Raw genomic sequence first — 22,026 nt, 5'->3', positions numbered from 1 at the left:
GATTTTATTTCTGTTCCTGAACGTTAGTAAACTTATAAACTATCAAGCTTAAAATGGCTGTTATTACAAACATAAATACTGAAAGTGCACCTGCAAGTCCAAAGTTCTTACTATATAAATGCTTGTTCAAGTACATAATCAAAGTCATAGATGAACGCATTGGATTACCTGTACCATTTGTTAAGATCTGAGGTACATCAAACATCTGCAAACCACCAATGAGCGATGTAATCATAACAAATACAAGAATTGGTCTAAGTAAAGGCAATGTTATTTTATAGAAAATCTGATTAGCAGTTGCACCATCAACCTGAGCAGCCTCAAAAAGAGATGGATCAATTCCAAGCATACCTGCCATCAGAAGAATTGTCGTATTTCCAAACCACATAAGGCAGTTCATTGTAGCTACCAATCCACGAACACTTGCAGCGTGATCCATAAATGAGAATGCTTCCTTGAATACGCCAATCTGAATTAACAATGAGTTAATTGGTCCGCTATCTGCAAATAATGTAAAGAACAACATCGCAAAAGCTGATGCCATAATCAAGTTTGGTAAATAGATTACCGTTTTAAAGAATGTCTGACCTTTTAATCTAAGAGATGGATCTGTAAACCAAGCTCCTAATAATAATGAAAGGATAATCTGTGGGATAAATCCTAACACCCACATAATCATTGTATTCGCAAAATATGTTGGTAAATCACCGTTAGTTACAATTGTTGCATAGTTTGCAAGACCTACAAAGTTAGGTCCAATCTGAGTAAGGCCTGAACGGTAATTTTCAAAGAATGAATTGTATATAGTTGAAACAAGTGGGATCAACTGGAATATTAAAAATATTACTGTAAAAGGTATTAGAAAGATATAACCCCACTTATTATATCTAACAACTTTGCTCTTCTTGTTCATAAATGCTCCCTTTTAGTTCTTTTAAATAGGGGCGCATAGGGCCAATCCCCACGCGCCCCAAATCATTTCACTGATTAGTTGCAGTTAGAATTAGTCAACTGAAACATCTGGATACTTCTCATGAACTGCTGTCTTGAACATATCGAGAGCCTCGTCCTTTGTTGCATTTCCTGTGAAGTAGTTCTTCATTGCCTTCTGGAACTCTTCTGTACATCCCTGATCATACTTAGAAAGGTTTGAAAGATCTACTGTCTCAGCACCTGCTGCAAGCTGCTCGTATGGATTCTGACCACCGAGAAGGTCAAGGTTACCTTCATCTGATGTTGCGAGCTCTGAAAGAACTTCCTTGCTGTTTACGCAGTCAGCGTATGTTGTAGCTATATCCTTAAGAACTCCCTTATCTGTTGTCATTGTAACGATGATATCTTTTACAAGGTTAGCATTGTCTGTACCTGTTGCAGCACATACCCATGTACCACCCCAGTAGTAAGACTGAGGACCTTCGCAGTATCCCCAACCGCCCTGGTTAGCGATTGTGCCATCCTGATCTGCATCAAGACAGAAGTTGAAGAACCAAGCTGGTCCAAAGTAGCAGAATACCTTTCCTTCTGGTCTCTTACCCTTTGCCCAGTCATCGCTCCAAAGATCATCTGTATCTTCAGCGCCTGCTTCAATAAGTGCCATAGAATCATCTACCCACTTATCAACGTTAGGGTCAATTACAAGCTTGCCATCCTGTACCCACTGTCCAGATACATTGTTAGCATATGTTCTGTATGTATCGTTTACTGAGCACATTGTGTAACCAGCATCAGCTACCTTCTTAGCTGTCTCATTGTACTTATCCCAATCAGCTACTGCTGCCTGAACCTCTTCTGGATCATCTGTTCCAAGAACTTCCTTTGCTGCCTCTCTGTTGTAGATAAGACCTGCTGAGCATGCCTGCCATGAAGAACCTTTAAGTTTACCATTGCTATCTGTTACGATGCTCTGTGTATATGTGTACTGATCTGAAAGAACATCAGATGTAATGCCGAGGTCAGATAATGGCATTGTTACATCCTCGTCAACATACTTAAGAGCGTAATCAGCTTCTACCAAGAATAAATCTACCTTATCATCTGCAGCTGCGTCTGGCTGAGCGATAAGAGCCTCATCAAGGTTGTTCTGATATGCATTGTCTGTAGATGGTGTAATGTTCCAAACTACTTCAACATCACCAATCTTACCGTGAGTAGCATCTACTTCTTCGTATCCAGGATAGAAATCCTTTACACGTGTCTGCCACTCATCGTTCCAACAATAGATGTTAAGAACTTTACCTGTGTCCTCAGGAAGTTCTACAGCTTCTGCCTCTGCATCAATCTCCTCTGTTGATGCTGGAGCTGCTGCTTCTTCTGTAGAAGCTGTTTCTGAGCTTCCGCAGCCAGCAAACATTGTTGCTGTCATTGTTGCCATCGCGAGCAAACTAACTAATCTTTTTTTCATTGTGTGTTCCTCCCAAAATATTTTTCCTGGACTTTCGTCCTTTGATGCTGATAACACATCAACATCATATCTACATTAATTTGTTTGCATTTATATAAGTTGATTTCTCAACCCAATGCCTAATTTAGTTTCTTTAGGGTATCTCCTTCAAGCAATCTTCCTTTTACTACAACTCGTTGTACTAATGTAGTTTTTGGTCTTTCAATTAAATCGATAAGATTCTTTCCTGCCTGTCTTCCTAACTCTTCTGTATCCTGTCTATAAGTAGTAAGACGTGGCCTAATATGTCTTGCTACTTTGATTCCATCAAATCCAACTACTGATACATCATCAGGAACCTTTAACCCTTTTTCTGATATTGCCCTCATACCACCATAAGATGCATAATCATCAGGATAGAAAATGCAGGTTGGTCTGTTTTCTAATTCCAACAGCTTTAATGTGCATTCATAAGCACCATGTGTATCTCTATATGGAGATTCCATTAAGTACTCATCTGGAGTTTCTATTCCATATTCTTCCATCTTTTTATGGAAGGTAACTAATCTTGTGCGTGTTACCGAAGAATCAGCACCGTGTATGTAAGCGATTTTTCTATGGCCAGAAGCTACTGCAAAATCAACCAGCTCAGTCATGCCTCCAACATTATCTGAAAGGATTGTTGTTGTATCATTATAAATATGATCAATTGTTACAACTGGTATATCGCTTTTTACTAGTTCAACTACTTCAGGATCTCCGAAGTGAACATTTGCAATAATTACACCATCAAATCTTCTATATCTTGCATGTGTAAGATAAGAATCTCTTCCAGGCCTTGATCTGTCATTTGAAATAAAGGTTATATCATATCCCTCTTTTTCAACTTCTCTTTTAAAGCCTTCAAGAACACTTGCGAAAAAGTCATGCTGTAAACCACTGTTGGCATCATCCATGAAAAGAACTCCTATATTATGTGTACGATTTGTTTTCATGGATTTTGCTGCTGCATTAGGAACATATCCTAATTCATTAGCAACTTTTCTGATTCTTTCCTTTGTTTCTGCGCCGATGTCACTGTGATCATTCAGTGCTTTACTAACTGTAGCAACCGATACGCCACATCGGCCGGCAATATCTTTTAATGAAACCATCACTCTCTCCCTAGTGTGTTAAACATTTGCTTAATCGTTTTCGTAATTTCAATATAGCCCCTTTTCACGAAATGTACAATAGTTTTTTCGAAAATTTGTCTTTTCGTTAAAGTTTCGTAACCCATTTTAGTGAAATATCGCCAAATATTTAACAGCCTAATTGCTTTTTAGGATAATTATGGTATTCTAATGCCGAGAAAATATATCTTTTAACTTAAACGTTTACGCTTCATTTTCTTTGAATGAACCGCTTTTCTCTCAAATTATTCACTTAATCGTTTTCTGTATGAATAATTGTTTCTTAGTTTTAGGGAGGAATATATGAAGTTCGGACATTTCGACGATCAAAACAAAGAATATGTAATCACAACTCCAAAAACCCCATTACCATGGATTAACTACTTGGGTTGTACCGATTTCTTTTCTTTAATGTCAAACACATGCGGTGGCTATACTTTCTATAAAGATGCAAAGCTTTTACGTATGACTCGTTATCGCTATAACGACACAACACCAGATACAAACGGAAAGTATTTCTATATTAAGGATGGGGATACAATTTGGAATCCAGGCTGGCAGCCAACCAAGACAGAGCTAGATTCATATGAATGTCGTCATGGTATTGGTTACAGCAAATTTACTGGTGTAAAAAATGATGTTAAAGCAGAGCTTATTACTTTTGTTCCAATTGGCGATCCTGTTGAACTTACAAAAGTAACAATCACAAATAACAGCTCGGCTCACAAAGATATTCAACTTTTCTCATATGTAGAATGGTGTTTATGGAATGCTGATGATGATATGAAGAATTATCAGCGTAACCTTTCAATCGGTGAAGTTGAAGTTGTTGATTCAACTATCTATCACAAAACAGAATATCGTGAGCGTCGTAATCACTACGCTGTATATTCAGTTAATACTAAGATTGATGGTTTCGAGACAAGCCGAGATGAATTCAGAGGTGCCTATAATGGTCCAGATAAACCTGAAGCTGTAATTGAAGGAAAGCTTCACAATACTATCGCTTCAGGATGGTATCCAATCGCTTCACATCAGATTAATCTTTCACTTGACGCTGGAGAGTGCAAAACTTTTGTATTTGCTTTAGGCTATGTGGAAAACCCTGAAGATGAAAAGTGGGAAAAACCAGGAATCATTAATAAAAAAAGAGCTAATGCTCTTCTTGCTAAATATCAGACTACAGAAGATTTTGACAACGCACTTGCAAAGCTTAATACATACTGGGATGGACTTCTCAGCAAGTTCCATGTTGAATCAAATGATGAGCATGTAAACCGTATGGTTAATATTTGGAATCAATATCAGTGTATGGTTACATTCAACATGTCTCGTTCAGCTTCTTACTATGAGACAGGTATTGGACGAGGAATGGGATTCAGAGATTCTTGTCAGGATTTACTTGGATTTGTTCATCTTATTCCAGACAGAGCTCGTGAGAGAATCATTGATATCGCTTCAACTCAGTTCCAGGATGGTTCAGCATATCACCAGTATCAGCCACTTACAAAGAAGGGTAATTCTGATATCGGTTCAGGATTTAACGACGATCCACTTTGGTTAATTGCTGGTACATCTGCTTACATCCGCGAAACCGGAGACACATCAATTCTTAAGGAGATGGTTCCTTACGATAATGATATGTCAGTTGCTACAACACTCATGGAGCACTTAAAGCGCTCATTTGATTATATTGTAAATCACAAGGGTCCACATGACCTTCCACTTATTGGTCGTGCCGACTGGAACGACTGCCTCAACCTTAACTGCTTCTCAGAGCATCCAGGCGAAAGCTTCCAGTGCTTCGGACCTAGTGAAGGACCTGTTGCAGAATCAGTATTTATTGCTGGTATGTTTGTAAAATATGGTCGTGAATATGCTGCTCTTGCAAAGCTTATGGGAGACACTGCTGAAGAAGCTCGTGTTCTTGCAGAAGTTGATAAGATGACTGCTGCTATTGAAAAAGATGGCTGGGATGGTGATTGGTTCGTCAGAGCTTATGACGCTTACAGCCACAAAGTTGGTTCTAAGGAATGTGATGAGGGACAGATCTACATCGAGCCACAAGGTATGTGTGTAATGGCCGGTGTAGGCGTTGATGATGGTAAGGCAAAGAAAGCCCTTGATTCTGTAAAAGAAAAGCTTGATACAAAGTACGGCGTAATGATTTTACAGCCTGCTTATACAAGATATCATCTTGAACTTGGTGAGATCACATCATATCCACCAGGATACAAAGAGAATGCTGGTATCTTCTGTCACAACAATCCATGGATTTCAATTGCTGAGACATGCATCGGCCGTGGTGACAGAGCATTTGAAGTTTACAAAAAGACCTGTCCTTCATACATCGAGGACATTTCAGAAATTCATAGAACTGAGCCATACGTTTACTCACAGATGGTTGCTGGCGCAGATGCCAGATTCCACGGTGAGGCCAAGAACAGCTGGCTCACAGGTACTGCTGCTTGGACATTTACAAATATTTCCCAGTATATCTTAGGAATCTACCCAACCTTAGAGGGATTATCTGTAAATCCATGTACACCTGCTGCATTTGGTGATTTCAATATCACTCGTGAATACAGAGGTGTAATATACAACATCGAAATTAAGAATCCTAACAAGGTTCAAAAGGGTGTTGCTAGCCTTACTGTTGATGGCAAGGAAATCGAAGGAAACGTTATCCCATTCGATTCTTCTAAAAAAACAGTTAGCGTGGTTGCTACAATGAAGTAAAAGAGTAATAGCTTTACTTTCTTCATTTAACCAATTCTCCTTCTTCAATAAGAGCTCATACGCCCCAGTATGAGCTCTTTATTTTTGACTTTTTCTTTATATACAGATAAATTATAGCTATGAATAGAACATTAACTTATGAAATCAATTCTGAATATGCAGGATATTCTATAGATAAATATCTAAAAGCTCATGGTTACTCCAGCGCTAACATCACCGCGATCAAAAAGATGCCTAACAATGTGGTTATCGATGGTGAATGGGTACATATGAATCGAAAACTTCAAGCAGGTGAGATTTTAACTGTAAATATCTCCGAAGATGATTCATCTGAAAAGATTCCACCAGTAAAAATGGATTTGGATATCGTTTATGAGGATGAGGATATAATCGTCATTAATAAGCCTGCTGGACTCCCTATACACCCTAGCTTAAATCACTACGAAGATTCCTTAGCAAACGGTCTAGCATATTATTATGAGGCTCAGAATAAGCCCTTTATATTTAGATGTGCTAATCGACTAGATAAGAATACTTCTGGGCTTACTGTCATTGCTAAGCACTTAGTTTCCGGAAATATTTTATCTACGATGGTAAAAAACCGTGAGTTTCACAGAGAATACTATGCCATCGTCCGTGGTCATCTTGATGAGCCTGAAGGCACAATAGATGCTCCTATAGGACGTGTAGACGATTCTATTATCACAAGGCAGGTAGATTTTGAAAATGGCGAGCGGGCCATCACCCACTATAAAGTGATTGATGAGAAAAAAGGGCACAGCCTAATCTCAATTCATCTTGAGACAGGTCGCACCCATCAGATTCGTGTTCATTTTAAATATATCGGTCACCCACTGATTGGAGACCATTTGTATAATCCTGATTTTGAATATATGGCAAGGCAAGCTTTGCATTCTCACAAAATCAGTTTTATTCACCCTATAACCAAAAAGGCAATGGAGTTTATTGCCCCATTGCCTGATGATATGAATTTCATTACATCTGATTTTTGAGATCTTCGTATTCACGATTAATCTCTGCCACAGTAGCTGTGTCGCCAGATTCTCCATCAGGATGGTAAATCTTAATAAGGTCCTTATAACGCTTTTTGAGGGCCTTTGGTGTGGTGACACCAGAAAAGAACATCTCCCCATGGACGATGTTATCCTCAGCTACATAAGGCTCCACAGAGTGAGCCTGTACTTGATCAAAGAATTTCTTCTTTCTCTCAAATTGTAATTTATCCTCAGCAAGCTTTTGAGTCTCCTGGATTAACAAGTCCCATTTCAACTCAAACTGTTTTTCCTGCTGTTCGAGAGTATGAATCCGCGCTTCAAACTCTCTTCTTTCTTTTAGCAAATCATTCCATGCTTTTTCTAACTCTTTATGTCGGTCCTCAAGTGCTTGCATGTCGATCTTGCCTTGACATGTGAGATCCTTTGCCATAATAACTCTCCCGTATAGTATTACATCCTAAGTATTGTGGAACATTCCCAAAACTTGTAATGATTATACTATATGTTGTACATGCTTGTAAAATAAAATATCCATTCTATCTTTTGTACACTATGCCGGTATATGGTTGAAGGCTGACGTGAAGGTTTCCTCCTTCAACAATTATATCGGTAGGCATTATTGAATAGCCAACCTCATTGGTCATAATTACTCTTTCCAAATTGCAATTTAGTGGAACGCCAGCTATCCAAACTGGAATATCCACTTCTATGCCATTGCCATTGCTGTTGATAACTACGATAACTTGCTCATTGGCTGTGAATCTGGCATAGCTAATAAATCCCTGGCCACAATTTAAAAATCTAAACGAGCCCTGCTTAATGGCTGGACTTAGTTTGTGAACCATAATCATATCTCTAGTGAAATCGATAAGATCATAGTTACAATGGCCCCAAGGATATGTTCTGCGGCTATCTGGATCTGTGAAGCCACATACGCCAGCTTCATCACCGTAATACAATGTTGGAGCACCAGGCCAAGTCATTTGTATCATTTCAGCCAGCTTCATAACAGGAATACTTACACCATCCTCAGCAGCCTTAGCCCCTTTGGTGGCAAGTCTTCCTACTGTGTGATTCGTTCTTGTCAAAAATCTTGAATGGTCATGATTAGAAAGCTGATTCATTGCACAATACAATGATGGAGTCTTCAACCTTGCCATAAAATGAAGCATTGTATTTTTGAATCTTTCACCGTCACCAATAGCACTAGGTTGGAATTCATCAGAATGCTTCTCCATTCCCGTTAAAAAGAATGTAAGCGGCTCCATAAAGGCATCATAGTTCATAACTGTATCCCACTGGTCACCAGCCAGCCAGGCAGTCGGATTACCATAATGCTCTGCAAGGATGATTGCATTTGGATTTGCTGATTTTACTGCGTCTCTAAAATCATGCCAGAATTTATGATTAAACTCTTCTGAGTGACCTAAGTCGGCAGCCACATCAAGTCTCCATCCATCGCAATTATATGGCTCACTAACCCATTTTTTTCCTATATTGAGGATATACTGACACAATTCAGGCGATTCCTCATAATTTAGCTTTGGCAACGTATCATGACTCCACCAGCCGTCATATGATTTGTTGTCTGGCCATGTATCCTCATAAAAGTAGAAGAAATTATGATATGGGCTGTCCTTGCTTTCATAAGCTCCTGGAGCGTACCCCTCTTCCTTTGAATAAATCTTTTCTCTGTTGAGCCATTTGTTGAAGGAACCACAGTGATTAAATACACCATCAATAATTACGCGTATTCCCTTCTCATGGGCCTCTCTAACAAAGTCTGCAAAGAATTGATTACTTGCTTCAAGATTTTCCTTATTGGTCACTCTAAGCTTATATTTAGTGGCATGAGAATTGTCATAATCCCCATCCTTTAGACACTCTCCTCCATCTTTTTTAATTACAGTGAGGTGAGGATCTATGTAGTCATAATCTGAGGTATCATATTTATGGTTAGAAGGGGAAACAAACAGCGGATTGAAATATATTACTTCAACCCCCAAGCTCTTGAGATAATGGAGTTTCTGTCTGACTCCCTCTAGGTCTCCGCCATAGAATCTTCCTATATCAAGATTTGCAGGTATAGCATCCCAGTTATCAACACGCTCAACTGGTGCTCCTACATAATGATATTCATTTGTTTCTACATCTGTGCTTGGGTCGCCCTTATAGAATCTATCCACAAGGATTTGGTACATAACTGCACCCTTCGACCAGGAAGGTGTGGAAAAACCTGGCATAATAGAAAACTCGTAATGTTCTCTATGATCACGCCAGAGACCTACTCTATCGTAATAATAAAGGCCATAGTCGCCGACTATTTCAAAGTGATATCTAAACTCTTTATCTTCGAGCTTAACGTCGCATGCATAGTAATCAAACTCTCCACGCGCTCTCTCTAGATGCATTCTTATATTCTTATCACCAGATACTAAAAAGGCCTCCAGGTCTTCCTGATGGTAAACGCGCAGTCTGATAGTTACTAAGTCAAAAGGCTCCGGTTCCATAGGAGTTCTATATTCAGCTGTACCGTCCGAGTAAATAGCTTGGATGTTCATTCCAACTCCCCTTAGATATTTTTAGATAGTAAAAAAGACAGCAACGATCGCTGTCTTTTTAGGAGAAGGTATTTTTACTATGGGGTTAGTAAAAATTATATAATGTATTGGGGGGTTTTTACGATGTTTATTATATGACCCCACAATACTTAAGTGTGCACAAATATAACAAATACTAACTTAGGTTTTTGTGCATGTTGCACTATTCTCCCCAGTTTATACCCTCTACAGCGGTCTCATTCGTACCTGAAGATTCAAATAGGGCCTCAAACTCGCTTCGTCCTATCTTTTCTTTTTCTAATAATAGATTAGCACATTTGTGTAGTATCTGTTCGTTTTCTCGCAAAATTTTCACAGCTTTTTCATAACATTCATCAATGATGCGTTTAACTTCTTCATCGATAGCTTTAGCTGTTGCTTCTGAAAAGCCTTTTGTATGAGCCAAATCACGGCCGATGAATACTTCTTCATCGTCATCACCGTAGTGAATCATACCTATATTTTTTGAGAATCCATACTTTGTTACCATGTTTCTTGCCATCTTTGTAGCCTGTTTGATGTCATTAGAGGCACCAGTGGTAACATCGTCAAATATAAGTTCCTCGGCAACACGTCCACCCAGAGAAACAATAATATCCTGGGTCATCTTGCCTTTTGTATTAAAGATTTCGTCATTTTCATTTATAGGCATTGTGTAGCCTGCTGCACTTGCACCTGTAGGAATGATTGACACTGAATATACAGGCCCTACATCTGGAAGTACATGGAAAAGAATTGCATGTCCAGCCTCGTGGTATGCTGTAATCTTCTTTTCTTTATCTGAAACAATCTTGCTCTTCTTTTCTTTACCAATTCCAACCTTTACGAAAGATCTTTTGATGTCTTCCTGAAGGATGTACTGTCTTTTTTCACCTGCTGCAAGAATAGCTGCTTCGTTTAGAAGATTCTCTAAATCCGCTCCTGTGAAACCAACTGTTGCCTGAGCAACCTGTTTCAAATCTACATCCTCTGCCAACGCCTTGTTGCTAGCGTGTACCTTGAGGATTTCCTCGCGTCCCTTCACATCAGGACTGCCAACATAAACCTTTCTATCAAAACGTCCTGGACGCATGATAGCTTGGTCCAAAATATCTACACGGTTTGTAGCCGCCATAACAATGATGCCTTCGTTAACACCAAAACCATCCATCTCTACAAGGAGCTGATTCAGTGTCTGCTCGCGCTCATCGTGGCCGCCGCCCATACCTGTACCACGGCGTCTAGCTACCGCATCAATCTCGTCAATAAAAACGATACATGGTGCATTCTGCTTTGCTTCCTGGAACAAATCACGGACACGGGAAGCACCAACACCAACAAACATCTCAACAAAATCTGAACCAGAGATTGAGAAGAATGGTACTCCTGCCTCTCCAGCGATAGCCTTTGCAAGAAGTGTCTTACCTGTTCCTGGAGGGCCTACTAAGATAACGCCCTTAGGGATTCTAGCACCGATTTTTGTATATTTAGCTGGATCTTTTAAGAAATCAACAAGCTCTTCAACTTCTTCTTTTTCTTCTTTTAATCCGGCTACATTATCGAAAGTAGTGTGGATATCTTCTTTGTTTGTAAGCTTAGCTCTGCTTTTGCCAAAATTCATCATTCTAGCATTGGCACCGCCACCACCAGCGCCCTGTGCATTCATCATAATCATAAAGAGAATGAATACTGCGCCTAAGACAATGAGCATTGGTAACAATTCAGAAATCCAACTGTCATGCGGAATATCTGAAATAGTATAGGCAACCTTTGCTTCTTTTAATTCTTCCTGAATTTCGTTAACATCCGAAACATAAAGAGTAGCCTCTGTACCATCAGTAAGAGTGATTTCTGCTGCGCCAGTTGGCACCTCTTCATTCTGAGTAATATTGACTGATTTTACCTCATCTCTTGCCAAGGCCTTGTCAAATTCTTTTCGGGTGTATGTGGTAGTTGATTTACCCATGCTTGTGTAAAGAATAGCTAACACAACAAATACAAACAAAGCATAGATAATCATTCCTGAAGCTCTGTTTTTCTTCAAATCCGCCTCCTAGTCTAGCTCTACAACGCCAATGTATGGAAGGTTACGATACTTCTGGTCGTAATCAAGGCCGTAACCAACTACGAACTGATCTGGAATAGTAAATCCAGTGTAATCAACATGCACATCTACCTCACGACGATCTGGCTTATCAAGCATTGTAACCATGCGAACTGACTTAGCTCCACGATCTTTGAAAAGCTGACCAAGGTAGTTTAATGTATTTCCACTATCAATGATATCTTCAACGATGATGACATTCTGACCTGTTGGATCTAAATCCAAATCCTTTTTAATCTTAACTACACCAGAAGAAACTGTGCCGCTACCGTAGCTTGATGTAGCCATAAAATCGATAATTACTGGAACTGTGATTCTTTTTGCCAACTCACAAGCAAAGAATGCTGCGCCCTTTAAGATGCAAACGAGAAATACTGACTCTCCTTCGTAATCCTTGCTGATTTGTGCTCCTAATTCTGAAATACGTGCTGCCAATTCTTCTTCAGGCAAAAGAACTCTGATGTTCTCACTCATTTTACTATTCCTCCGTATAACTAATCTCTAATACTCGAGTGGTATTTTTTGAAATTTTGTAATACTCGCTGACTCGGTGACCGACCACCCACATTACATGATTTCCATCACATACAAGTGGCACCTCATCTCTTAAATGTCGTGGAATTTTTTCATCTACAAAATAATCCTGTATAGATTTGCGATTTCCATCTGAATCGATGCATAGATAGTCACCCTCTGCACGGGTTCTTATTACAATATTAGCCCCTATTCTATCACAATCAAACCATTTCGTATAGGTTTCGGTAGGGTATTTCATGCCCTCTTTGTAATCAAATTCTCGATAGTTAAAAGTAGGATTAATCTGTTTTTGATTATCCTCATTCGCTGTATCGATTACGTATATTTCTTCATAGGATATGATAAGGGTCTTTTTGTATGGAAGCTGAATTTGACGCTCTCCATCTTCGTTTAGTAAGTCCAGGATAGAATCCACATGGACAGCAGCCACATCCTTCTGATATGGCATAAACTTGCTTAAATAATCCTTTATTGCCTGGCTGGCGATTACACGTGGTGCAGTTGCAATAGTTCTTTTTCTAAGCTTATCGCCCTCAAGCTTAGCCATCTGAAGCAATCCGTTTGACTCCAGAGAGATATACTCTGCAATTTCAGATAGTCGTGTTGTCATGTCCGAAATATGTTCTAGCGCTCTATCATTTATCTTGGTTAATTCCGGCATGATGTTGTGTCTGATTCGATTGCGGTCGTAATCAGTTTCGGCATTTGTTCCATCAATGCAATATGCCACTTCATTTTCGTTGAGAAATTCCAATATGTCTTTCTTAGGAACTGCAAGCAAGGGGCGGATGATTTTATCACGCTTTGGTGCGATTCCGCAGACCCCATCCAATCCTGTGCCTCTTGCCATGTGAAAGAGGACAGTTTCAGCATTGTCATCAGCATTATGGGCCACTGCAATCTTTGCTGGTATCCCTTGCTCCTCAAAAGCTGCTGCAGCCCTCTCAAAAGCGTCATATCGGGCAATTCTAGCCTCTTCTTCAATAGAGCGGCCTGATGCCTTTGCAAGCGCAGGAATGTCGATTCTAAGAGCATTTAAAGGCACATTGAATTCCTTGCACAAGCTTTGCACATATTCCTGATCCTCGTCTGCATCCTTGCCTCTAATCATATGATTTATATGAACTGCTGATATAGTCAGATTGTATTCTTCTTTAAGTGCCAACAGTACAAAAAAAAGGCACACAGAGTCAGGTCCACCTGATAGACCTAGGACGACTCCATCGCCTTTATTTAGCATATTATATTTTTCAATATATTCTTTAATCTTCTTTTTCTTTAAAAATAATCCAATTGTCATGTGTCAATCCAAGTTTCTGTGATGCTTCACTTTCTATATATTCGTCAGTACCAACGTATTCCTCGTATTCCTTTAACTGCTCACTTTTTTCGTTTGCTTCATCTACTTGGCTTTGGAGAGATTCCTCCTGCTTCTTTAAGTCCTGATTTTTATCGTATAAACGAACCATCTGGACAGTCATAACGCAAATCATGAACAGCATGATAACTGCAACATATATTCTACCTGTTGAGGTTTTCTTTCGTCTTTTAACTCTTCTAGCTCTTGCCATCAAATACCTCGATAACTGATATTAAATATACTTAAATAGGTCTGCTGCCGCATCCTTTTTTGTGGTGTCCTGAATATCCAACACCTCTACTTTAACATTTTTGTTTCCAAATGCTATTTCTATTATATCACCAATTTTAACATCGGTGGACGCTTTCGCAATTTTTCCATTGATTTGAACTCTGCCACTGTCGCATGCTTCATTAGCAACAGTACGACGCTTTATAAGTCTACTAACTTTTAAATATTTATCAAGTCTCATTCCATCACCTCATTAAAAAATAGGGCCCGGCAAAACCGAACCCTAACCATCATCTAAATAAAAAATACATTCAATTAGTTGATAGAATCCTTAAGAGCCTTACCAGCCTTAAACTTAGGAGCCTTAGATGCAGGAATCTTCATCTCTGCGCCTGTCTGTGGGTTTCTACCTGTACGAGCTGCTCTCTGAGATACTTCGAATGTACCAAAGCCTACAAGCTGAATCTTCTCCCCCTTCTTAAGCTCTTCAGCAACAACCTCTGTAAAAGCCTTTACAGAAGCCTCAGCGTCCTTCTTAGAAATGTTAGCCTTGCTAGCGATAGCTGCTACTAATTCTGTCTTGTTCATTACTATTCCTCCTCGAGAATTTGTATTGTATTATAGCGGGCTTTAGCGCCCTTAACTACAATATCCTTTATAATTCTTTTGCTTTACGGTGTCAACAATAAAACCCCAAAAAATCCCCATTTTATAAGGTTTTTATGGATTATTACAAATTTTTTGCACATTTTTTAAACATTATTACTATTTACAAATCCTTGCATTTTAGAAAAGTTCACTTTTTTTTCACATATTCCTAATTTCCAAGCTTACTTATAAGATCCGAAATAGTTGATAAATAGTCCACTTCATAGTCATAATCGTCTGATTTTTCCTCGGTTTCAGTCTCATTTTCTGTAGACGATTCTTCACTATTTTCCTCTTCTGTTGACTCGTCTTCCTGGACAACTTGTGAGTCAGTGGTGCCTGATTCTGTTTCCGTCTCTGACTCAGATTCTGTTTCCATTTCAAGAGTAATTGTAGCTGTTTCAGAATTAACTACTAAAGTCTTATTCCAAGCTGTATATCCATCACACTGAACTACCAGTTTATGATTGCCATACTGAACGTACTGTGGCTCCGCTGGATCAATCATTTGACCATCTATGTAAACATATGTGTCTGCAACTGTAACTATAAATGTAATCAAACAGAATGATGGTCCTTCGCCCTTCAAATCATCCAAATTAACCGGGGTAGTTTCGTTTCTACTGACTGTGTATTCGGCGCTGCCTCCCCAGCCGTTGTTTGCTACGGTAATTTTGTATGTTCCCTCAGGAACCTCGATAACCTGTTCTCCATTTACCATAGAAACAATCTTGTTACCAATAAAGATAAGACTATCATCAAATAACTCTGTGTTTGTGAGATAGATGTAGCCATGTCCCGTGGTAACAGCAATAGAGATAACCTGCTTATCCTGGCCAATGACCGTAATTACATCATCCTCGCTGATGCTTGATAGCAAAATCTTTTCAGAATCTGAATAAACCTTTGTTTTATCTGTAATCTTGTAATTGGTTCCATCGATAGTGATAAGATTTTTACCGGCATCAAGAGTGTATTTGGAAATATCCTCGTATGCCCAAACATCATCTGATTTCTGTACTGATGATAGTGCCCCAGAAGCTGGTAACAAATCTCCAATTGTAACAACTGTTCCTGCTGTGAAGCTTGCCCACAAAGCATTACCCCCAAATTTATCAAGGAATTTTGTGGTCATATTATAGTTGTAGCGCAGTTGCTTGTCCTCTTCCAAAGAATAGAGTGCGATGGTTTCCTCCATCATATCTAGACTTTCTACGATATACAGCCCCTGTGGCTCTTCCTCCACAAGTGCCGTATCCTCCTCCACAGTCTCCTCCTGCTTTTTCAGGGCAGAGCCTGTGTGTTGAGTAACCGTGGCAGTGTTAGGGTGACTTCCGCACCCCTCAAGCAAAGCTGCGCTCATGCATAAAATCAATGTTAAGTTAATTAGTTTTTTTGCAAAAATCCCATTCATACGATTATTGTAGCATATCTTTTACACGATTTAACAGATATTCTCTATCGTTCAAATCCGGTTGGTCTACTACTTCGTCAAAAACTGTTTTCAGAATCTGACCGATTTTTTGTCCCTGAGGCACTCCCATTCCTATTAAATCCTTACCATTAATCTTTAAATCTTTAATAGATAAGCAATCCTCCTGCTCAAGGATTTGATGGTACATTTCCTCAAGTGAATCAATATATGCAAACTTTTCTTCGCGATTTTGCAGGCTTTGGCCATAAGTGTCAGCCCTTTTAACCGCAAGAAGATTTTCAAAATTATCTTTTCCTACTCTGATAATCAAACGGCGAACATTTCTCGGATTAATTTCTGGTCTATCATCATGATTTTTAACCAGATTGCAAACTGCATCTGTTGTATCATTATCAAATTTCAGTCTGCGCAAAATAGCCTTTGCCATTTCGGCACCCTTCATAGGATGCATTTTGAAATGGTCTACACCCTCATCATCTGTTGTCTTACATACAGGCTTTGCCACATCATGAAGAAGCATTGTAAGCCTAAGTACCTTATCAGCAGGACAGTTTTGCATAGTAACAATGGCATGCTCACCTACCGTGTACATATGATGCATATTGTTCTGCTTGCATTCCATCATCGCGTTGAACTCAGGGAAGAAAACATCTGTAAGGCCTGTCTCGTAAACATTTCTCATCCTCTCCGGATGATCTGATGTGATTAGCTTTACAAGCTCTACCTGGATTCTTTCTGCACTGATTCTATCTAGGGTAGGAGCTAGTGTCTTGATTGCATCGTATGTGGCTGGCTCGATTTCAAAGCCAAGCTGCGCTGAGAATCTGAGAGCGCGAAGCATGCGAAGAGCATCCTCCGTAAAGCGCTCAGTAGGATTTCCTACGGCCTTGATAATGCCATTCTGTAAATCCTGCTCACCACCAAACAAATCCACCAAGCCTCTGGTGTCGTTGTATGCCATGGCGTTGATAGTAAAATCGCGGCGCTTTAAATCCTCCTCAAGGGAAGCTGTGAATGTAACTTCCTTTGGATGACGGCCATCCTCATACTTGCCATCTACTCTGTAGGTAGTGACCTCGTATCCCTCACCATGAAGCAACACCGTCACAGTACCATGCTCAATGCCTGTGTCAAATGTACGCTCAAAAAGAGCCTTAACCTGCTCTGGCAAGGCTGATGTGGTGATATCCCAATCGTGAGGAATTTTCCCTAGAATGCAGTCACGGACACAGCCGCCTACTGCATAGGCTTCGTGTCCGTTAGATTCTAAAATATTTATTATTTTTGAAACGTCTGCTGGTAAATTCATATTAATAAGCTTTACCCCAATATACTAATTTCTTAGCTGGCTTTCCACAGCATACGCATACATCAGAAATGTGCTCCTGATCATTAAATGGCATACAGCGTGAAGTTACAGCTAAATCTTCTTTTATTTTGTTTTCGCACTCAACATCACCGCACCACATTGCGCGAATGAAGCCAGGCTTATTGTTAGCGATTTCTGTGAACTCTGCATAGTTGTGAGCATCCCAGATATGGCTATCGCGGTGAGCCTTTGCACGCTCGAACATATCCTTCTGGATAGTCTCAAGAAGCTCTGCTACCTTTACCTCTACCTGATCAAGTGGGCACTCAATCTTTTCACGTGTATCACGGCGAACAAGTACACACTTGCCTGCCTCGATATCCTTTGGTCCAAGCTCTACACGAACAGGGATACCACGCATCTCTGCCTCAGAGAACTTCCAACCTGGTGACTTATCTGAATCATCAAGCTTAGCACGCATTGTCTTACCAAGACGCTCGCAAACCTCGCCTGCCTTTTCAAGTACGCCTTCCTTCTTCTGCTGAATAGGAATAACAACTACCTGTGTAGGTGCGATACGTGGTGGAAGTACAAGACCTGAATCATCACCGTGTACCATAATGATAGCACCAATAAGACGAGTAGTCATGCCCCATGATGTCTGGTAAACATACTGAAGCTGATTATTTTTATCTGTGTACTGAATACCAAAAGGCTTAGAGAAGTTCTGGCCAAAGTTGTGTGATGTACCAGACTGTAAAGCCTTACCATCGTGCATAAGAGCCTCGATAGTGTATGTAGCCTCAGCACCTGCAAATTTCTCTTTATCTGTCTTCTGTCCGCGAACTACTGGCATAGCAAGTACTTCCTCGCAGAAATCAGCATAGAGGTTGAGCATCTGAACTGTACGCTCCTCTGCCTCCTCAGCTGTTGCATGAGCTGTATGACCTTCCTGCCATAAGAACTCACGCGAACGAAGGAATGGACGTGTCTCCTTTTCCCAACGAACTACAGAGCACCACTGGTTATAAACCTTTGGTAAATCTCTGTGAGAGTGAATAATATCTTTATAGAAATCACAGAAAAGAGTTTCTGAAGTCGGACGAACGCAAAGACGCTCCTGAAGCGGGTTAAGACCACCATGTGTAACCCAAGCTACCTCTGGTGCAAATCCCTCAACATGATCCTTCTCTACCTGTAGAAGACTCTCTGGAATAAACATTGGCATATAAACATTCTGTACGCCAGTTGCCTTGAATCTTCTGTCTAACTCGTGCTGGATATTTTCCCAAATAGCATACCCATCGGGCTTGATAATCATGCATCCCTTTACAGATGAATATGCAATCAAATCTGCCTTAACAACAACATCGGTATACCATTGTGCGAAATCCTCTGACATAGAGGTAATCGCTTCTACCAGCTTTTTTTCCTGTGCCATTTCAATCTCCTTTGTAATAATTATTCGCATTTTACTATGAAAATGCCGTATTTGCCCGTTTATTTTATAACATACCGCCACTAAAAACAAGCCCACCTCCGCCCCTCCGAGGCACTATTCGCACTCTTTTATATTATTTGTGAGTGGTATCGGGTCTGGCGGGATGTGCCCCTCCCACTTTTAAGTATCATTGGAGCAGATTTTCGGATTACCTTTATGTGTAAGGTCGCCCATATGTAGGTGTACTTACGAGGCTTTTACTATTCGAAGGTAATGTGTGGGTGGGACGGACAAGGTAGTTTATATAATCATCTAGTCTTAACTAGTCTTTGTATTATTACTTTTGCTACTCCGTTCACCAAGAATAATTAAAAAACAGGTTTTGTATACATAAGCACCGCCCTTAAACTCAGTCCATTTCGTTGTCGGGCTCTCGGCGCCGTCCATGGCGCCTCATGCTTATCTATTACAAAACCTGTTTTTATTATTCTACGTTCACTCCAAAGCAAATAGTAATAAATACAAAGCTAGCTTAAGACTGATGATTACAAAATGTAGTGTATGTCCGTCTCCACCCATACTTTACCGATAGAATTGTAAAACTTCGTAAGAACACCTACTAATAAATATGGGCAACCACACATTTAGGTAATCCCAAATCTGCGACGTACTAAAAGTGGGAGGGGCACATCCCGCCAGACCCGATACCGCTCATTCCTCTTGTAAAAAAGAGTGCGAATAGTGCCTTGTCCCATAGGGTGGGCGCGGCGGTGGTTATACCAAATAAAGTTCTTCGAAGCGCTTGACTGGGAGGGGCTTGTCGAAGAAGTAGCCCTGCAGGTAGTCGGCTCCGGTGCCACGAAGGTATTCCATTTGCTCCTGCGTTTCTACGCCTTCTATGATTACTAGCATTCCCAGGGCTTTTGCAAGGGTGATGATTGTGTTGACAATCTTGCGGCCCCTTGTGACATTTTTGTCCATTGATAGGAATGCCATGTCCATTTTCAGGATGTCGGCTGGTACTTCCTTTAGCATGTTTAATGAAGAGTAACCACTGCCGAAGTCATCAATTTCTACAAGGAATCCGTATTCCTTGAGGGAGTTGATGATTTCCAGCTGACGCTCTTTTTCAGTCATAAAAATAGTCTCGGTTATTTCCAGCTTTAGACGGGATGGGTGAATGTGATACTTTTCAACTAGACCTACTAAAGTTTCGTATAAGTCGATATAGTAGAAATCCTTTACGGAAATATTTACCGAAATTGATAGGTCATCGAATCCCATGGATGACCAGTATGCAAGTCTTTTGGCGGCCTGTTCCCAGATGTACATATCAAGCTTGTAGATGTAGCCAGTCTTTTCCAAAAGCGGAATAAATGAAGCTGGCGCAATGATTCCGCGGTCCGGATGAATCCAGCGAACCAATGCTTCAGAAAGCTTTACCTTCTGGTCCATATTTACAATTGGCTGAAGGAACATCGCAAACTGGCCTGTCTGTAATGCTTCCTCAAACTCACCAAGAATCTTCTGTTCGCTAAGATACTCGCGGCGAAGCATGTCTCCGTAGTAGGCAATGGAGTTCTTGAAGCTTGAGCTAATTGAATCAATTGCAAGGAACGCTCCATCTATCATTGAAATAACAGGCGCCTGCTTGTCGAAGATTTCGTATACACCAACAAGGATTACCATTCTGTACTGGGCATTGTTGAGGTAGTTGCTTACCATGTTCATGCCAGTCATAAAAAGTTCTTCGGTGTAGCGACTCTTTGGCATAAGCACCGCAAATCTGTCCGCTTCAAGACGAGCAAATGTAGCTCCCTTTTGAATCTTTTCCCTGATTGTGTCAGCACATCTGATAAGCAAACGGTCAGCCTCCTCAACACCAAACATGTCGTTGATAAGCTTGAAGCCTTTGATGTTGCAGCATACCATTACGTATTCTACATTTGGATATTCATCAAGGATGTTACGAACCTCCTCAAAGAATGCTTCTCTGTTTAGGGCTCCTGTAAGACTATCGTGAGTGCTGCGGTATTTTTCCTCTTCGTATGCAATGAAATCTCCAGTTACATCATAGAAAGATAAATAGCATCCGCAGTAGTAGCCTTTTTTATCGTATATTTTGTTGAAGTGAATATCGAATCGATATTCATCTCCATTGATATTAAAGATATCATTCCAGCTTGAATTGGAAATAGAGTTTGTTTCTCTTCCGTCTCGCCATTTTCTGAATCTATCTTCAAAAACTCTTTTCTCTCCACTAGGACAGAACAATCTGTTTGCAAACTGATTTGAGTAGATACAACAATCATTTTCATCAAAAGAAATAAGTGCACATTCCATTCGCTCGGTGATGGTTGTAAGCATATACTCAACAAATGTTTTTGGATTATACAAAAGCGAATAATATCCTACATATACTGCCGCCACTGCATAAAAACATATTGATACATCTACCGGGAAATCAAAGAACAAATACAGTACATTCAAAAATATAATTCCCACAAACATAATGAGAATTGCCAAATATCTATTTCTATGAAAACCACTCGTTATGATTGTCTTCTTTAAAAGAACTACAACAATAATTGCTACCAATATGTAGCAGAACACCAAATGCACTAAATAATAGTCATTAATTTCAAAGGCGTAGAACCATTCCTCTGGATTCAATCTACGCTCTACTAGTGAAAAAGCATGATGCCACTTTTGATTTGCAAACAAACTAATGCTGTCAAGCACAGCAATAGCAGCTATTATAAGTGGTGCCGAATACGTATCTAACCAAATTCTTGTATATTGTCTTGCATAGAAAACAAATGTGATTAGTAGCCAATCTATTCCAGCAAAATATAGTGCATAACCAAACTCAGCCTGGCCAAAATCGTGAGTGGAAATTGCTCGCACATAAGCCAAACTTGTTATTATTCCAACTATAAAAAGCTGAATAATAGATATGCTCAGTTTACTATGTTTAATTGTGTGTCGTGTTCCTATGTATACCGCACATGCAAGCATTACAAATGCTGTCAGCATGATTAGTAAACTGTATATCTTAATCAAATGATACCCCCC

17 protein-coding genes are annotated in these 22,026 nt (G+C 39.9%); 2 read left to right on the top strand and 15 right to left on the bottom strand.

What is annotated here, in order from left to right; translation table 11 throughout:
* Nucleotides 1-4 precede the first annotated feature (4 nt).
* From E7274_RS06300 to E7274_RS06290, 3 genes are all read right to left on the bottom strand, one after another.
* A complete protein-coding gene (locus E7274_RS06300) occupies nt 5-913 on the bottom strand; it encodes a carbohydrate ABC transporter permease (protein ID WP_044936390.1) in 909 nt (302 codons plus the stop codon).
* Nucleotides 914-1,003: 90 nt separating this feature from the next.
* The gene (locus E7274_RS06295) at nt 1,004-2,401 is read right to left on the bottom strand and encodes a carbohydrate ABC transporter substrate-binding protein (protein ID WP_304174620.1); all 1,398 of its coding nucleotides are present in this window, start codon (nt 2,399-2,401) and stop codon (nt 1,004-1,006) included.
* Between the two features lie 119 nt (nt 2,402-2,520).
* Nucleotides 2,521-3,534, bottom strand: a complete 1,014-nt coding sequence (locus E7274_RS06290) for a LacI family DNA-binding transcriptional regulator (RefSeq protein ID WP_044936394.1) — start codon at nt 3,532-3,534, stop codon at nt 2,521-2,523.
* Nucleotides 3,535-3,855: 321 nt separating this feature from the next.
* Between E7274_RS06290 and E7274_RS06285 the strand changes: the two genes are divergently transcribed.
* Nucleotides 3,856-6,291: a GH36-type glycosyl hydrolase domain-containing protein gene (locus tag E7274_RS06285; RefSeq protein ID WP_304174618.1), complete on the top strand. Its 2,436-nt coding sequence runs from the start codon at nt 3,856-3,858 to the stop codon at nt 6,289-6,291.
* Nucleotides 6,292-6,410: 119 nt separating this feature from the next.
* On the top strand, nt 6,411-7,304 hold the full coding sequence (locus tag E7274_RS06280; RefSeq protein ID WP_304174616.1) for an RluA family pseudouridine synthase: 894 nt from the start codon (nt 6,411-6,413) through the stop codon (nt 7,302-7,304).
* Here the strand turns inward: E7274_RS06280 and E7274_RS06275 are convergent.
* The 12 genes from E7274_RS06275 to E7274_RS06220 all read right to left on the bottom strand — a co-directional run bounded on the left by E7274_RS06275 (nt 7,288) and on the right by E7274_RS06220 (nt 22,014).
* The gene (locus tag E7274_RS06275) at nt 7,288-7,737 is read right to left on the bottom strand and encodes a molecular chaperone DnaJ (RefSeq protein ID WP_097075953.1); all 450 of its coding nucleotides are present in this window, start codon (nt 7,735-7,737) and stop codon (nt 7,288-7,290) included. The genes E7274_RS06280 and E7274_RS06275 overlap by 17 nt on opposite strands.
* Before the next feature lie 106 nt (nt 7,738-7,843).
* Nucleotides 7,844-9,868 carry a glycoside hydrolase family 13 protein gene (locus tag E7274_RS06270; protein ID WP_304174615.1) on the bottom strand — a complete coding sequence of 675 codons (2,025 nt, stop codon included), beginning with the start codon at nt 9,866-9,868 and terminating at the stop codon, nt 7,844-7,846.
* 202 nt (nt 9,869-10,070) lie between these two features.
* The gene (gene ftsH / locus E7274_RS06265) at nt 10,071-11,906 is read right to left on the bottom strand and encodes an ATP-dependent zinc metalloprotease FtsH (protein WP_304174695.1); all 1,836 of its coding nucleotides are present in this window, start codon (nt 11,904-11,906) and stop codon (nt 10,071-10,073) included.
* Between the two features lie 33 nt (nt 11,907-11,939).
* Nucleotides 11,940-12,464 carry a hypoxanthine phosphoribosyltransferase gene (hpt, locus tag E7274_RS06260; protein ID WP_044936405.1) on the bottom strand — a complete coding sequence of 175 codons (525 nt, stop codon included), beginning with the start codon at nt 12,462-12,464 and terminating at the stop codon, nt 11,940-11,942.
* Nucleotides 12,465-12,468: 4 nt separating this feature from the next.
* Nucleotides 12,469-13,827: a tRNA lysidine(34) synthetase TilS gene (gene tilS / locus E7274_RS06255; protein WP_304174613.1), complete on the bottom strand. Its 1,359-nt coding sequence runs from the start codon at nt 13,825-13,827 to the stop codon at nt 12,469-12,471.
* Nucleotides 13,790-14,098 (bottom strand): septum formation initiator family protein, encoded by a 309-nt coding sequence (locus E7274_RS06250; protein WP_033152846.1) that lies wholly within the window; start codon nt 14,096-14,098, stop codon nt 13,790-13,792. Before E7274_RS06250 ends, tilS begins: the two co-directional genes overlap by 38 nt.
* A 21-nt stretch (nt 14,099-14,119) precedes the next feature.
* Complete coding sequence (locus E7274_RS06245) at nt 14,120-14,359, bottom strand: RNA-binding S4 domain-containing protein (RefSeq protein WP_033152845.1); 240 nt, start codon at nt 14,357-14,359, stop codon at nt 14,120-14,122.
* 74 nt (nt 14,360-14,433) lie between these two features.
* Nucleotides 14,434-14,706 (bottom strand): HU family DNA-binding protein, encoded by a 273-nt coding sequence (locus E7274_RS06240; RefSeq protein ID WP_044936413.1) that lies wholly within the window; start codon nt 14,704-14,706, stop codon nt 14,434-14,436.
* A 229-nt stretch (nt 14,707-14,935) separates the two neighbouring features.
* On the bottom strand, nt 14,936-16,033 hold the full coding sequence (locus tag E7274_RS06235) for a hypothetical protein (protein WP_304174611.1): 1,098 nt from the start codon (nt 16,031-16,033) through the stop codon (nt 14,936-14,938).
* Nucleotides 16,034-16,184: 151 nt separating this feature from the next.
* Complete coding sequence (locus E7274_RS06230) at nt 16,185-17,516, bottom strand: CCA tRNA nucleotidyltransferase (RefSeq protein WP_442960414.1); 1,332 nt, start codon at nt 17,514-17,516, stop codon at nt 16,185-16,187.
* Nucleotides 17,512-18,951 (bottom strand): proline--tRNA ligase, encoded by a 1,440-nt coding sequence (gene proS, locus E7274_RS06225; RefSeq protein WP_304174607.1) that lies wholly within the window; start codon nt 18,949-18,951, stop codon nt 17,512-17,514. Before proS ends, E7274_RS06230 begins: the two co-directional genes overlap by 5 nt.
* 774 nt (nt 18,952-19,725) lie before the next feature.
* Entirely contained in the window at nt 19,726-22,014 is a 2,289-nt protein-coding gene (locus tag E7274_RS06220; protein WP_304174605.1) for an EAL domain-containing protein, read from the bottom strand.
* Nucleotides 22,015-22,026 lie beyond the last annotated feature (12 nt).

It is taken from the genome of Pseudobutyrivibrio ruminis (genome assembly GCF_015057245.1).
Classification (GTDB): domain Bacteria; phylum Bacillota; class Clostridia; order Lachnospirales; family Lachnospiraceae; genus Pseudobutyrivibrio; species Pseudobutyrivibrio ruminis_E.
This window is presented reverse-complemented; position numbering and strand designations above follow the sequence as displayed.

What these genes read in the sequence shown, in the direction of transcription:
- E7274_RS06300 (WP_044936390.1), bottom strand. Translation starts at nt 913, where the DNA reads ATGAACAAGAAGAGCAAAGTTGTTAGATATAATAAGTGGGGTTATATC.
- E7274_RS06295 (WP_304174620.1), bottom strand. Translation starts at nt 2,401, where the DNA reads ATGAAAAAAAGATTAGTTAGTTTGCTCGCGATGGCAACAATGACAGCA.
- E7274_RS06290 (WP_044936394.1), bottom strand. Translation starts at nt 3,534, where the DNA reads ATGGTTTCATTAAAAGATATTGCCGGCCGATGTGGCGTATCGGTTGCT.
- E7274_RS06285 (WP_304174618.1), top strand. Translation starts at nt 3,856, where the DNA reads ATGAAGTTCGGACATTTCGACGATCAAAACAAAGAATATGTAATCACA.
- E7274_RS06280 (WP_304174616.1), top strand. Translation starts at nt 6,411, where the DNA reads ATGAATAGAACATTAACTTATGAAATCAATTCTGAATATGCAGGATAT.
- E7274_RS06275 (WP_097075953.1), bottom strand. Translation starts at nt 7,737, where the DNA reads ATGGCAAAGGATCTCACATGTCAAGGCAAGATCGACATGCAAGCACTT.
- E7274_RS06270 (WP_304174615.1), bottom strand. Translation starts at nt 9,868, where the DNA reads ATGAACATCCAAGCTATTTACTCGGACGGTACAGCTGAATATAGAACT.
- ftsH (WP_304174695.1), bottom strand. Translation starts at nt 11,906, where the DNA reads ATGATTATCTATGCTTTGTTTGTATTTGTTGTGTTAGCTATTCTTTAC.
- hpt (WP_044936405.1), bottom strand. Translation starts at nt 12,464, where the DNA reads ATGAGTGAGAACATCAGAGTTCTTTTGCCTGAAGAAGAATTGGCAGCA.
- tilS (WP_304174613.1), bottom strand. Translation starts at nt 13,827, where the DNA reads ATGACAATTGGATTATTTTTAAAGAAAAAGAAGATTAAAGAATATATT.
- E7274_RS06250 (WP_033152846.1), bottom strand. Translation starts at nt 14,098, where the DNA reads ATGGCAAGAGCTAGAAGAGTTAAAAGACGAAAGAAAACCTCAACAGGT.
- E7274_RS06245 (WP_033152845.1), bottom strand. Translation starts at nt 14,359, where the DNA reads ATGAGACTTGATAAATATTTAAAAGTTAGTAGACTTATAAAGCGTCGT.
- E7274_RS06240 (WP_044936413.1), bottom strand. Translation starts at nt 14,706, where the DNA reads ATGAACAAGACAGAATTAGTAGCAGCTATCGCTAGCAAGGCTAACATT.
- proS (WP_304174607.1), bottom strand. Translation starts at nt 18,951, where the DNA reads ATGGCACAGGAAAAAAAGCTGGTAGAAGCGATTACCTCTATGTCAGAG.